The organism is Paenibacillus sp. FSL L8-0158 (genome assembly GCF_038592965.1).
In the GTDB taxonomy this organism is placed as follows: domain Bacteria; phylum Bacillota; class Bacilli; order Paenibacillales; family Paenibacillaceae; genus Paenibacillus; species Paenibacillus polymyxa_D.
The window spans coordinates 2,190,330-2,203,568 of sequence record NZ_CP151949.1 but is presented as its reverse complement, the minus strand read 5'-3'; the positions used below and the strand labels follow the sequence as shown (position 1 = coordinate 2,203,568).

The 13,239-nt window shown below is 45.3% G+C and carries 16 protein-coding genes; all 16 read right to left on the bottom strand.

Annotated elements, in window-relative coordinates; genetic code table 11:
* Positions 1-18 precede the first annotated feature (18 nt).
* The 16 genes from NSQ68_RS10180 to NSQ68_RS10105 all read right to left on the bottom strand — a co-directional run bounded on the left by NSQ68_RS10180 (position 19) and on the right by NSQ68_RS10105 (position 13,227).
* Positions 19-906, bottom strand: coding sequence for a MinD/ParA family protein (locus NSQ68_RS10180; RefSeq protein WP_342428758.1), 888 nt, complete (start codon positions 904-906; stop codon positions 19-21).
* Complete coding sequence (flhF, locus tag NSQ68_RS10175) at positions 903-2,345, bottom strand: flagellar biosynthesis protein FlhF (protein ID WP_342428757.1); 1,443 nt, start codon at positions 2,343-2,345, stop codon at positions 903-905. The genes NSQ68_RS10180 and flhF overlap by 4 nt, the downstream gene beginning before the upstream one ends.
* The gene (gene flhA, locus NSQ68_RS10170; RefSeq protein ID WP_016820963.1) at positions 2,342-4,375 is read right to left on the bottom strand and encodes a flagellar biosynthesis protein FlhA; all 2,034 of its coding nucleotides are present in this window, start codon (positions 4,373-4,375) and stop codon (positions 2,342-2,344) included. The genes flhF and flhA overlap by 4 nt, the downstream gene beginning before the upstream one ends.
* A gap of 23 nt (positions 4,376-4,398) precedes the next feature.
* On the bottom strand, positions 4,399-5,511 hold the full coding sequence (flhB, locus tag NSQ68_RS10165; protein WP_342428756.1) for a flagellar biosynthesis protein FlhB: 1,113 nt from the start codon (positions 5,509-5,511) through the stop codon (positions 4,399-4,401).
* Positions 5,511-6,296, bottom strand: coding sequence for a flagellar biosynthetic protein FliR (fliR, locus tag NSQ68_RS10160; protein ID WP_342428755.1), 786 nt, complete (start codon positions 6,294-6,296; stop codon positions 5,511-5,513). Before fliR ends, flhB begins: the two co-directional genes overlap by 1 nt.
* Positions 6,297-6,306: 10 nt before the next feature.
* Entirely contained in the window at positions 6,307-6,576 is a 270-nt protein-coding gene (fliQ, locus tag NSQ68_RS10155; RefSeq protein ID WP_007430038.1) for a flagellar biosynthesis protein FliQ, read from the bottom strand.
* A 37-nt stretch (positions 6,577-6,613) separates the two neighbouring features.
* A complete protein-coding gene (fliP, locus tag NSQ68_RS10150; RefSeq protein ID WP_013309901.1) occupies positions 6,614-7,369 on the bottom strand; it encodes a flagellar type III secretion system pore protein FliP in 756 nt (251 codons plus the stop codon).
* Positions 7,366-7,899, bottom strand: coding sequence for a flagellar biosynthetic protein FliO (locus NSQ68_RS10145; protein ID WP_307349835.1), 534 nt, complete (start codon positions 7,897-7,899; stop codon positions 7,366-7,368). Before NSQ68_RS10145 ends, fliP begins: the two co-directional genes overlap by 4 nt.
* Positions 7,900-7,911: 12 nt before the next feature.
* Positions 7,912-8,277 (bottom strand): response regulator, encoded by a 366-nt coding sequence (locus NSQ68_RS10140; protein WP_010346372.1) that lies wholly within the window; start codon positions 8,275-8,277, stop codon positions 7,912-7,914.
* A 29-nt stretch (positions 8,278-8,306) separates the two neighbouring features.
* On the bottom strand, positions 8,307-9,617 hold the full coding sequence (fliY, locus tag NSQ68_RS10135; protein WP_342428754.1) for a flagellar motor switch phosphatase FliY: 1,311 nt from the start codon (positions 9,615-9,617) through the stop codon (positions 8,307-8,309).
* On the bottom strand, positions 9,607-10,605 hold the full coding sequence (fliM, locus tag NSQ68_RS10130) for a flagellar motor switch protein FliM (RefSeq protein WP_029516998.1): 999 nt from the start codon (positions 10,603-10,605) through the stop codon (positions 9,607-9,609). The genes fliY and fliM overlap by 11 nt, the downstream gene beginning before the upstream one ends.
* Before the next feature lie 43 nt (positions 10,606-10,648).
* A complete protein-coding gene (locus NSQ68_RS10125; protein WP_023988194.1) occupies positions 10,649-11,122 on the bottom strand; it encodes a flagellar basal body-associated FliL family protein in 474 nt (157 codons plus the stop codon).
* Positions 11,119-11,343 carry a flagellar FlbD family protein gene (locus tag NSQ68_RS10120; protein ID WP_013309896.1) on the bottom strand — a complete coding sequence of 75 codons (225 nt, stop codon included), beginning with the start codon at positions 11,341-11,343 and terminating at the stop codon, positions 11,119-11,121. The genes NSQ68_RS10125 and NSQ68_RS10120 overlap by 4 nt, the downstream gene beginning before the upstream one ends.
* A 60-nt stretch (positions 11,344-11,403) precedes the next feature.
* A complete protein-coding gene (gene flgF / locus NSQ68_RS10115; RefSeq protein WP_342428753.1) occupies positions 11,404-12,213 on the bottom strand; it encodes a flagellar basal-body rod protein FlgF in 810 nt (269 codons plus the stop codon).
* Between the two features lie 103 nt (positions 12,214-12,316).
* Positions 12,317-12,697, bottom strand: coding sequence for a TIGR02530 family flagellar biosynthesis protein (locus NSQ68_RS10110; RefSeq protein ID WP_342428752.1), 381 nt, complete (start codon positions 12,695-12,697; stop codon positions 12,317-12,319).
* The gene (locus NSQ68_RS10105; protein ID WP_307349825.1) at positions 12,694-13,227 is read right to left on the bottom strand and encodes a flagellar hook capping FlgD N-terminal domain-containing protein; all 534 of its coding nucleotides are present in this window, start codon (positions 13,225-13,227) and stop codon (positions 12,694-12,696) included. The genes NSQ68_RS10110 and NSQ68_RS10105 overlap by 4 nt, the downstream gene beginning before the upstream one ends.
* Between the last annotated feature and the right edge of the window lie 12 nt (positions 13,228-13,239).

Genomic DNA, 13,239 nt, shown 5'->3' with positions numbered 1-13,239 from the left:
TGTTTCCTCTCATCAAAATCAATGTACAGAACGCCGCAACCATTTTTGCATAAACCCTTTAATTCCACTCAATGCACCTGATTGCGGAAGCTGTGGCATTGCTGCAAAACGGTGTGCCAAATTCAATACATCTCTTGAAGCCGCACATCCCGGAAAAGCAACCATAAAAGGTACTTGCCTTTTAACTGCTTGTATGACATGAGTATCATCACTGATATGTCCAAGCAACGGGATATCGATCTCCAAAAAGCGTTTCGCAACCAGTGCGATCTTATCGGCAACTTGACGGGCCTCATTATCGTTATCGGCACGATTGACTATAATTTTGAATACCGTATCCTTTTGCAACCCGCTGACGACTTTAATTAGCGCATACGCATCTGTTAAGGACGTCGGTTCCGGTGTGGTTACGACCAGGCATTCGTCAGCTGAAGTGATGAATTTAAGGTTTTCTTTGGATAAACCTGCACCTGTATCAAATAGAATATAATCCATATCTGCCGCCATTTTCTCTACTTCTTCGGCAAAATAATTCAGATCGTCTTCCGATAACGCAAACAATTCGCTCAAACCCGATCCTCCAGCAATATAAGGCAAACCACCTACACCCGTTTGAATAATTTCATCAATTGATTTCTCACGTTTTAACAGGTGAAGAAGATTGTATTGTGAATTGGCCCCCATTAATACATCAATATTGGCCATACCTATATCAGCATCAAACACAAGTACCCTTCGACCAAGGGATTGCAGAGCAAGAGCAAAGTTCAGCGTGAAATTGGATTTGCCCACCCCGCCTTTACCACTGGTGATCGTTATAATTTTTGCTTGACGATTACGTGGGGGCAATCGATATTTATCCAAGGAAGAAGCCATTTGTCTAAGTGATTGGGCTTGGTCACTCATATGGAATCTCCGTTAACTCCTGTTGATGCTTTGGGTCCAAGCAGCATGCTTGTCACCATTTCTGTATCGGGATGAAGCAGGTCATCAGGAACATTTTGTCCATTGGTAATATAGGCCAGCTGCATCGGAAATTGATGCAAAAGATTAAACATTCCACCGCAGCTACCTGTCTCGTCCATCTTAGTAAACACAACCTTACCGAGACCAAACTTATTGAAATGTCCAGTTATATTGAGCATATCTTTACTTTTGGATGTCAGGCTGAGTACCAGATACGTCTCACTTTCATTAATAGGCGAAAGCAGACTTTGCAGTTCCGAAACAAGTAATTCATTACGATAATTTCGTCCTGCGGTATCCATGAGGATCAGGTCACAATGTTCCAGACGTTGAATGGCTCTGTGAACGTCACCGGGAGATTGCACAACTTCAAGCGGTACATTCAAAATCGTAGCATATGTACGCAGTTGCTCGACGGCAGAAATCCGGTACGTGTCAGAAGTAATAAATCCAACTTTGCGATGATGCTTAAACAACTGTTCTGCTGCTAACTTGGCAATGGTTGTTGTTTTCCCTACTCCGGTAGGACCTGCCACATACACAATTTTGGTATCTTTGGAGATCCCTTTGTCCAGTCTTGTCTGAATAAAACTGGCCACTTCCCCACGAAAGGCTTGTTCCCAATCAAAAGTTTCAGGCGCAAAAGTGTGCTCACTCCGACGCACATATACCTGTTCGAGCCAATACTCCAGTAAATCACGTTCCACTTCCTGTTCCAGCACACGCTCACAAATCTCTTGCAGCGGCTCCGGCCAAGTACTTTCCATTGAAGAGTTTCGGGAAAACCGAGTCATCATAGCTTTCATTTCCCGCAATTCATTAAGCAGAGCCTGATTTTCCTCTGCTCCGCTCTTGTCTGGAACACTTGCCTCAATGGGCTGTTTAAACAGTTCACTGGATGATTTCATGTTCGAAAGTAATGCTTCATGATCAAGTGCTTGAGACATAGTCTCCAGGTTATTAGCAGACCTAGATGACAAATGCTCAGTTGCTGAAGCTGCTTGTTCTGCATCGATCGTTAATTCAGCTTGTTCTTCTTTGGAACCACCCGTCATCTGCGTTACCCGCCGGTAAGCTTCTGGAGCAGCTTGTCTGGGAACTACAGGCATAAATGATTTTTCTGGCTGTTCAGGAGCGTTCATTTGAGGTGAAGCCGCCCGGGCAAGCTCTTGTGAAGATGGTCCAAACCGTCGTGGCTTTTGAGGTTGCTTCTCCTCTACCGCTGCAACCACTTCGATTTTCTTTTTACTGAACATTCCCATAAAACCGCCGACCTTCATTTCCTTTGTACTTAAAATGACGGCGTCTGTTCCTAAGTCACCCCTGATTTGCAGCATGGCTTCTGGCATGGTATCCACTACATATCGTTTTACTCTCATAAGTTCACCACCCCGACACTTTGAATTTCAACGTTCGGCTCCAGCTCACTGTACGACAGTACCGGGACATCCTGCATCGTCCGCTCCATCACTTGCCGCAAATACATACGAATTGTCGGTGACGTTAATACAATAGGCTGCTGTCCAGATTGAATAAGGCGGTTGATTTGCTCCATCATCCTTTGATACACCGTTTGCGTAGACACCGGGTCAAGAGCCAAATAGCTACCTTGCTCCGACTGTTGCACGCTTTCAGCAATTTTCTTTTCCAATCCTGGTCCCACTGTAATAACGCGTAACGTCTCCCCTTGTTGAGCAAATTGCTGCGTAATCTGGCGGGACAACGCCTGACGGACATATTCAGTCAGCACGTCGGGATCTTTTGTATAAGTACCGTAGTCAGCTAGTGTTTCGAAAATAGTCACCATATCGCGAATGGAGATTTTTTCTTTCAACAGCTTGGCCAGCACTTTTTGTACATCCCCAATTGCAAGCACAGAAGGAATAAGGTCGTCCACCAGCACTGGATAATTCTCTTTGAGATTGTCGACCAGCGAACGTGTCTCCTGTCTGCCAAGCAACTCATGAGCATGTTTCTTGATCGTCTCCGTAAGATGAGTAGCTACAACTGAAGGTGGATCAACTACGGTATAACCAGATAATTCCGCAACATCCTTGGTGTTCTCATCAATCCAGAGCGCAGGCAATCCGAAGGCTGGTTCCGTCGTTTCGATTCCTGTAATAGAATCATCGTCGTATCCTGGACTCATAGCCAGGTAATGATTTAACAGAAGCTCTCCGCCGCCCACGGTATTACCTTTAATTTTAATTACATACTCGTTAGGTTTGAGCTGAATGTTGTCCCGAATACGAATGACCGGCACAACCAGACCTAGCTCCAAAGCACATTGACGACGGATCATAATAATCCGATCTAATAAATCCCCGCCCTGCTGTGTATCCGCCAGCGGAATTAACCCGTATCCAAATTCAAATTCAATTGGATCTACCTGAAGCAAATTAATGACACTTTCCGGACTACGGACTTCTTCAATTTGTTGCTCCTCTTCCAGCTGTTCATCGGCTATCTGCTTGCGCTCCATATTACCCTGCATTCTTCGAGCCGCAAAAAACAGCAGAATCGCCAGTGGAAGAGTTGTAATGATATGAATAGGTGTGAAAAGCCCTAATAATGCAATTGTGGCAGCCACAATGTAGATCAGTTTTGGATAAGAAAAGAGTTGTCCAGTTAAATCCTCTGCCAAGTTGCCATCCGACGTAGCCCGCGTAACAATCAAGCCTGACGCCGTGGATATGAGCAGTGCGGGAATCTGGCTGACCAGTCCGTCACCGATGGTGAGGACAGAATAAGTCGACAGCGCCTCTTGAAATCCTTTTCCCTGAACGGCCATACCGATAATAAAGCCACCGACCAAGTTAATGATCAAAATGATAATACTAGCAATGGCATCACCTTTAACGAATTTACTCGCACCATCCATCGCTCCGTAAAAATCTGCTTCCCGTTCGATTTTACTGCGTCGTTCACGGGCCTGCTGCTCATTGATCAAACCTGCATTCAGATCAGCATCAATACTCATTTGTTTACCCGGCATTGCATCCAATGTAAACCGTGCGCCTACCTCAGCAACCCGCTCAGATCCCTTGGTGATAACAATGAACTGTACGACCACGAGAATGAGAAACACAACAAAACCGACGGCAATTTGCCCTCCTGCAATCCAACTACCAAACGTAGCAACTACTTCCCCTGCATGGCCCTCACCTAAAATAAGTTTGGTTGTAGAGATATTAAGTGCCAAACGAAACAACGTTGTAATGAGCAGCAATGAAGGGAAAATAGAAAACTGTAAAGCTTCCTTCGTATTCATAGAAACGAGTAGAATCATTAAAGCAATAGAAATATTAATGACGAGTAGGATATCCAGCAGCCATGATGGGATCGGGAGAATCATCATAAGAACGATACCGATGACGCCTGCAAGGACAGTTATTTCTTTTATTTTCACGGGTCTCTAGCCCTCCGATCCCTTTATTTCACTTTACCTTTTAATTTATATACATACGCCAGCACTTCGGCAACGGCCTGGAACAGATCAGCAGGTATCGCATCCCCGATTTCGGCTCTTTGAAACAGCGCCCGCGCCAACGGCTTGTTTTCCATCGTTATAACGCCGTTTTGCTTGGCAATTTCTTTAATTCGGAGTGCAACGTAATCTTGCCCTTTCGCAATAATCTGCGGCGCTTCCATCTCCGAACCGTCATATTTCAAAGCCACAGCAAAGTGCGTAGGGTTGGTGATGATGACATCTGCATTAGGAACCTCCTGCATCATACGCTGCATAGCCATACGGCGCTGACGCTCGCGAATTTTCCCTTTGATCAGCGGATCACCCTCCATTTTCTTGTATTCATCCTTGATGTCCTGTTTGGACATTTTCAGGTTTTTCTCATGCTCATAACGTTGATACATATAATCCAATACCGCTAAAACGAACAGCACCACACCAATTTTGAGCCCCAGTTCCATCGTTAATGAAGCTGTAAAGCTCAACATCTGATCGCCGGACATTTCAGCCAGTTTGGGTAGGTCAGCCTTTGTTTTCCAGAGTACGCTGTACACCAGATAACCAATTACGGTCATTTTTAAAACAGATTTCAGGAATTCAACCAATGACCTCATGGAAAAAATATTTTTGAACCCTTTAATCGGATCGATCTTGCTAAACTTGGGCATAATACCCTCTCCGGTTAATAAAAAACCGATCTGCATGTAGTTCGCTACTATTCCGATGACAATGGCCCCAATAAAAATAGGTGCCAGCATAATCAAGATCTGCACGCCATACTCGCCCATCATCAGCATCGTTGTGTTCGGCGTTACCTCCATAGTGAGCCGATTCACAAAAATATCTCGAAATAGTCGAACCGCATGGTCCTTAAAATACCCGCCGAAAATCATGAGGCAAAAAAACGTAACCAGCAGGACACCAGCGGCGGGCAACTCCATGCTTTTGGCAACCTGCCCTTTTTGTCTTGCATCCTGTTTCTTTTTGGGTGTAGCTTTTTCCGTTTTTTCCCCTGAGAACAACTGCAGGTTCATAGCATATTTAAATGACAAACTACGTTCCTCCAGACCAGACATTAAGGACGATTACCCATAATATCCAACAAGTTGCGCATGGATTCGAACATCACAGAAAACAATTTTTCGAATATAAAAGCAAAACTTGGCATGAGAAGCAGTAACATGAACAGTCCCACAATAATTTTAAGAGGCACACCAATGACAAAAATATTGAATTGTGGCGCTGTTTTAGCTAAAAAACCGAGTCCCACATCCGTTAAAAAGGTAGCTACTACAATGGGAGCAGCAATTTGAAAGGCCAGCATAAATGATTCCGCAAAAGAACGTACCAAGAATTCAGTTACACTGCCACCATATAGCTTTACAAAAAAATCATTTGTCAACGGTACCCAATCATAGCTGTATAAGATAGCATTTAGCAGATGATGGTGCCCATTTATACTTAAAAAGAACAATACTGCAATGGCAAATTTAAAATTCCCCGTTAAAGGCGTCGAAGCCCCTGTCATGGGATCAAACACACTCGCCATTCCGAAGCCCACCTGTAGGTCTATAAATGAACCTGCGGTTTGGATCGCGGTCATGAACAGATATGCAGTAAACCCCAATAACAACCCAATCAGTACTTCACGACCCACTAACAGCACATACGCTACATCGGTCGGTACCTGTTGATGCGTACCATATGTAAGATACACGACCAAAGCTAGAAATCCTGAAATTCCGACCTTAAAGATATTAGGTACACCTCGGGTCGAAAAAATAGGCGCTACTACAAAAAATGAGGTAATCCGACAAAAAATCAGCAAAAAAACAGGAAAACTTTGTAACAATATGTTCATAACATTCAGCCTAACCTATATATTTGTACAAATTGTCCAGAATGTTATACGTAAAGTCCACTAATGTGGTCAATATCCAAGGCCCGAACAAAAGCAATGCCAGCAATACGGCGACAATCTTCGGAACAAAGGCCAGTGTCTGCTCCTGAATTTGGGTTGTCGCCTGAAAAATGCTGATAATCAAACCCACGACTAGCCCCAAAATCAGCATCGGAGCGCTCACCTTGAGTACAATGTACACCGCTTGCCCAGCCAGGGAAATAATAAACTCCGAAGTCATTGCCGTCCTCCTTGATTGCTGTCCTTGCATGAAGTACTCATGTGTTAAAACTCAGAAGCAACGATTTGACTACCAAATACCAACCATCTACAAGTACAAAGAGCAGTATTTTAAAAGGAAGCGAAATCATTACCGGTGGTAGCATCATCATCCCCATAGCCATGAGTGTACTCGACACTACAATGTCTATAACTAAAAATGGTATGAAAATCATAAAGCCCATCTGAAAAGCCGTTTTCAACTCACTGATTGCATAAGCCGGAACCATTACCGTTAGTGGAATATCCTGATAATTCTTTGGTTTTTCCATCTTGGTGTATTTCATAAAGAGCAGTAGATCCTTCTCACGTGTATGAGAGAACATAAAAGTCTTGATCGGTACCGATGCCTTATCCAGCGCCTGAGACTGTGTTATATCCCCTTTGAGATAAGGCTGAAGCGCAGTTTCATTCATAGCTGAGAACGTCGGTGCCATAATGAATAAAGTGAGAAACAAAGCCAGTCCGACAAGCACCTGATTAGGCGGCATTTGCTGGGTTCCCAGCGAAGTTCGCACAAAGCCAAGCACAATCACAATTCGCGTAAAACTTGTCATAAGTACAAGCAACGCGGGCGCTACACTAATGACAGTAATAAGTAAAATAATAGACAGCGAGGTGGCACCGGGCTGTCCTTTGTCCGAATTGCCGACTTGAATATCAATGTTCGGAATCGGTTCCGCAGAGGCCGCCGTCACCGAAATGAAGCTGAACAAGACAAGCAGCAAACATGCAAGTATAATCTTTTTTCTCATGAATCTCCCGACCGATCTGTAGTATTCTCCTCATTGCGCAGCTTTTCAAGTTTATCCTTGCGATTCGGCATTTGTCGAATCTTGGATTCAAACATCTCGTGAAAAGATGTCTCCTCTTCAGGCTGCTGCTGTGCCGCGTTGTTCCGGCGAAGCTTATCCGCAATTTTAGCGAATAGCGGGGCAATCGGGCCGCGCTGCAGAGAAGCTTCCTGCTCCAGTGCGGCCAAAATTTGCTCCACTTCTTCAGGATCGGATACTTTGTCAACAAGCTGGATATCTTCTCCCACACCAATGAGGTACACACTGCTACCTACTTCAACAAGCTGAAGGGATTTATTGGGACCAAGTCCCACGCCTCCCAGTATGCGAACGGAGCGGTTGCTGAACCAGCTCTGATTTCTTTTACTCAAAAACCGTATCAAGTACACGATCAGTACGATGATAAAGATTAGCACGAAAAGGACCCAGGCAATGTTGCCTATATTGCTGGATGTACTCAATGCGTCAGAGGCACCCTGTTGTGTATCCATACTGGGTGCGCCTTACACACCCAGTGTTTTGTTGATGGCTTCGATAACCCGATCCGATTGGAAAGGCTTAACGATAAAATCTTTTGCGCCAGCTTGAATGGCATCAATAACCATTGCTTGCTGACCCATCGCGGAACACATGATAACCTTTGCGTTCGCGTCAATTTGTTTGATTTCCTTCAGAGCGGCAATGCCGTCCATTTCAGGCATCGTGATATCCATCGTAATCAGGTCCGGACGAAGCTCCTTGAATTTTTCAATAGCCTGTGATCCATCCTGGGCCTCTCCTACTACCTCAAATCCATTTTTGGACAGGATGTCCCGAATCATCATTCTCATAAATGCAGCATCGTCCACGATCAAAATACGGTTTGCCATCTGAAATAAATCCTCCCTAAATTATGCTTTTATTGTAATTTTTGAATACGGTCCCATTGACTTACAATATCTGTTACGCGCACACCAAAGTTCTCGTCGATTACGACAACCTCGCCCTTGGCAATCAGTTTGTTGTTAACCAAAATGTCCACCGGCTCCCCAGCAAGCTTGTCTAGTTCAATAATTGAACCTTGTGAGAGCTCCAGAATATCTTTAATTTGCTTTTGGGTCCTTCCTAATTCTACGGTGACTCTAAGGGGAATGTCCATCAATAAATTTAAATTGTTTTCATCCACTTGCGCAAATGCACCGGACTGCAAGTTAGAAAATTGTACAGGTTGTACATTTACATTACGCCCCGGTACTGCGCCGTAGTGATGAGGTGTTCCGTAAGGAGCTTGCGGCGGTACACCAGCTGGCATTCCATAACCCGGTGTTCCATAGCCTGGAGCGCCCTGCTGCCCATATCCCGGGTCTTGAGGATACATTGGCGGTTGTTGCCCATAGCCTGCGTCCTGCGGTGCCTGCGCGGCTGCAGGGGGCTGTTGATAGGCTGGTGCAAGCGGTTGTTGCGGAACGCTAGCTTGTTGCGGCGCTTCGGGAGCAGCTGTTGCAGCTACCTGCTGTGCGGACGCTTGCGGTTGTTCCTCATCCTCTCCGCCATTCATTAGGATGCTCACCATTTTTTTGGCGAAATTAACAGGTAACAGTTGCATCAGCGTAGAGTCAATAAGATCCCCGATCAATAACCGGAAGGATACTGTGATGAGCGTCTCTTCATCCGGCAGACTGGATACTCCATCACCGTGCATAGGATCCAAAATATCAATCCCCGGTGGAGAGATATTAACAAAACGATTAAACATGGTAGACATTGAGGTCGCCGACGATCCCATCATCTGGTTCATCGCTTCCTGCACGGCACTAATGTGGATTTCATTCAATTCTTCATCTGCTGGGTTTCCTTCACCACCAAGCATTAAGTCCGCTATCACTTGTGCATCACGCTTTTTGATTACGAGTGAGTTAATTCCCTCGAATCCATCAACATAATTTACATGTACAGCTACGTGTGGCTTTGGAAATGCAGTTTCAAATTCAGAACGGGTAATAATTGAAACTTTAGGTGTCGTAATATCCACCTTTTGACCGAGCAGTGTGGAAAGAGCCGTAGCTGCGCTGCCGAACGTTATATTACCGATTTCCCCGAGAGCATCCTGCTCCAGAGGAGTCAGAAAATCGTCAACGGTCTTGCCTGCGGGAGTAGAATCCGTCCCCGCTTCAGACTGTTTCAGCAAGGCATCGATTTCCTCCTGGGACAAATAGTCTTTACTCGTCAATTTCTTCAACTCCTTCGTTGACAATTTCATCAATTTGTACGGCAACACGATCTCTTACCATGCCGGGACTGCCCATAAACTTCAATTTCTCGCCTACCCGGATGGATAGTCCTTCTTTGACAGGTTTGTTCAATGAAATGACATCCCCGACCGAAAGACCCAGAAACTCGGCTACATTTATCCGGGATTCACCCAACTCCGCAATAATAGGGAGCTCTGCTTTGGTGACCCGTAATCTCAAGGCGTCAATCTCTTCGGGCGCCCTTGATTTCTTTTCGGATGTAAACCACTGGTGCGTGGACAGTCTAGCCATAATGGGTTCCAATACCACATGCGGGATACAGAGGTTAATCATCCCTGTGGTATCACCAATTTTGGTACTAAGCGAAATCAGAGCAATCGTTTCATTCGGCGAGACAATCTGCATGAACTGCGGATTTGTTTCCATCGCCTCTAGACGCGGTTCAATGTCCAGTACCGTTTTCCAAGCCTCTTGCAGGCTATCAAAGGTACGACTGAAAATTCGCTCCATAATTGTCGTCTCGATTTCGGTCAACGCAGTAACCTTTGACGGTGCCGAACCTGTTCCTCCGAGAAGCCTGTCCAACATGGCATAAGCAACGTTCGGGTGAACCTCAAGCACCATACGGCCTTCCAGCGGTTCAGCTTCAAAAATGTTTAGAATAGTCATTTTCGGAATGGAGCGAATGAATTCATCATAAGGAAGCTGCTCCACCTGAACGACATTAATTTGGACAAAAGTACGAAGCTGCGCTGAAAAATATGTGGTCAGATACCGTGCAAAGTTCTCGTGTATCCGCGTCAGACTCCGTATATGATCCTTGGAAAACCTAAGCGCTCTTTTGAAATCATAAGCGCGAACTTTCTTTTGGGTATCTTCCTTTTTAAGTTCTTCCGCATCCATTTCACCGGACGAAAGAGCTGCTAAAAGGGCATCAATTTCCCCTTGTGACAGTACATCCACCAATGTTATTCACCCCCTTACGTGTTCCTGACAAGTTCACCTGGAATCAAATGGCTGCCAGCAAAAAGTCTGTAATTTTGGCGTTCCCCAGGTGACCTTCAGGGAGCGACTTGTTGATGAGATCCGTCAGCTTGTCACTGAACTGGTCCCGGCCTTTAGCCGTTCTGAGCTCATCAGGTTTGGTGTCTGCAAGTAATTGAATAACGATGGGCTTAATACTGATGTCTTTGATTTTTTCAAAAGATTCTTTTGCTTTGGCATCGTTCAATTGAAAAGATAGGTTCATCTGAACAATGTAATCTGCGTCTGCCAAATTTGTTTTGATACCGGTAATTTCAGAGCTCACTTCCACCAATTCATCTGCTGACAATCTTGGAAGTTGTTCTGCCTGAGCAGCTTGCGCATTCGGTATGACTTCCGACTTCTTCCCGCTAAGCGCTGGTATAAGTACAAAGGCCGCGCCTGCAATCAAAGTAATCGCGAGTAAAATTGTAATGAGCCATGGCAGCATCTTCTTCATTCGTCTTCCTCCATTTGTTGCACTTTTATCGTGGCGGCATGCATACCGATTTCACGGCTGTAACCCTTGATCAAGGAGACGACATCTGCCGCTTTTTCCAATACAATCAACCGTTTCCCCGTCACCAAAGTGACGTATGTATCCGGTGTTTCCTCCACAGTCTCAATGAGCAGCGCATTAAGCCACATAGGCGAGCCGTTCAGCCGCGTTAACGGGATCATCGTAATACCAACCTCCTGATAGGTGCGGAGGAGCCTCTACTCCTCCGCGTTTAAATGAGATTATCGTTTCAAGTTTACAACTTCCTGAAGCACTTCATCCGAGGTCGTAATGATACGGGAGTTCGCTTGGAATCCGCGCTGAGCTACGATCATTTCGGTAAATTCGCCTGTCAGATCAACGTTGGACATTTCCAGCTGACCCGCGATGATAGCTCCACGCCCCTCTGAGTTGGCTACTCCAGGCTCAAGTTCATCAATGTTGGAGTTGACCGTTGTACGATACAGGCTGCCTCCAATTTTCTCCAAACCTTCCGGGTTAGTAACTCTGGCTATACCAATTTGCGTGCCATTATTCACTGTACCATCATCTAATTGCTGTACAATCGTGCCATCCTGTGAGATAGAGACTGCCGTAACATTGTCTTCAAGTGTGATTGGATCTCCATCCAAATTTCCCACAAAAAATCCATCGGAAGTAACCAGATTCCGGTTTGCATCTATGTGGAAATCACCCGCACGAGTCAGATAGGGAACTTCCTGTGCATCATTCATTTTGACCAGGAAAAATCCGTCACCGTTAATACGTAAATCTGTTGGGTTGTTCGTAGTCATTGCACTACCTGGAAGGTGTAGTGTATCAATTGAGCTGACAGACACTCCCAAACCTACCTGCTTGGCATTCTGCCCGGCGGTTGTTGTTCCGTCTGGCGCGCTTGCACCCGAGCTCGTTTGGCTCAAGATATCCTTGAACATCACTCGGCTGGATTTGAAGCCTGTAGTATTTACGTTTGCAATATTGTTACCGATAACGTCCAGCTTCGTTTGAAAGCCCTTCATGCCCGATACACCTGAATACATTGATCTCAACATTGAGTATAAATCCTCCTCTGATTGGTTGCTTAGTTGACCGCATCAGTCGATCCGCGGCTTTTTCATGGCTTTCCTATTCGGGCCAGCCACTTCGTATACATTTTTATGAAATAATTACAGCACTATCAATCTGCGTAAATACGTTATCCTCCATGGATTTCTTATCCATCGCGGTAACAACTGTTCGATTAGGTACACTTACAATCAAAGCCATATCCTGCATTAAAATCAATGATTCTTTGGCGCCTTTGGCAGCTGCTTTATCCACAGCAGAGTTGATTTTCGCCATTTGGTCACTTCTCAACTCTATTCCCCGCTGCTCCAGACGCTTGGCTGCATGGTTGCTCAGCTTGAGCACCTGATCCTGCAACACCTGACCGAACGGTCTGGCATCCTTGGATACCGAATTTACTCGGTTTTGTGAGATTACTGCCGGTGGCACGTTGGCGGGAAAAAGGCGTCCGACCGTTATCCTGTCATTCATGAGTCCTCACCGCTTCCAGTAGTGGAAGAAGATGAAGTATCCGATGTATTCGTAGCGGGAGTCGTTGTGCTAGCCTGGCTCACTGATGTTACATCTTTTAATGCCACCTCAGCCGCTCCCATTTTGGCATACTGCACACCGTCACGAATAACGATGGAATCCACGATTCCACTTTTCACTGTACCCGCACCTGTTTCACCTGTGATGGAATCTTTTTTACCTGCCTCAATCCAGCTAACTTCTTTTCCTATCAATCCGGAAGCCGTACCTAAAGACTGTCCCAAGGCATTCAGCTGCGTAGAAATGTTCATCAGTTGTTCCACCGAGGAAAACTGGGCCATTTGAGCGATAAATTCTTTATCCTCCAAAGGCTGCATCGGATCCTGATTTTGTAGCTGGGTGATCAAAATTTTCAAAAACTGATCTTTACCCATCGTTTTAGTATCCTTGGCACTTGCTGTTTTGACATTGTTCACATTGTAATTCGGCCAGACGTTACTGGTGGATACATTGTTGTCTGTAGTCGTCATTGTGTTATCACC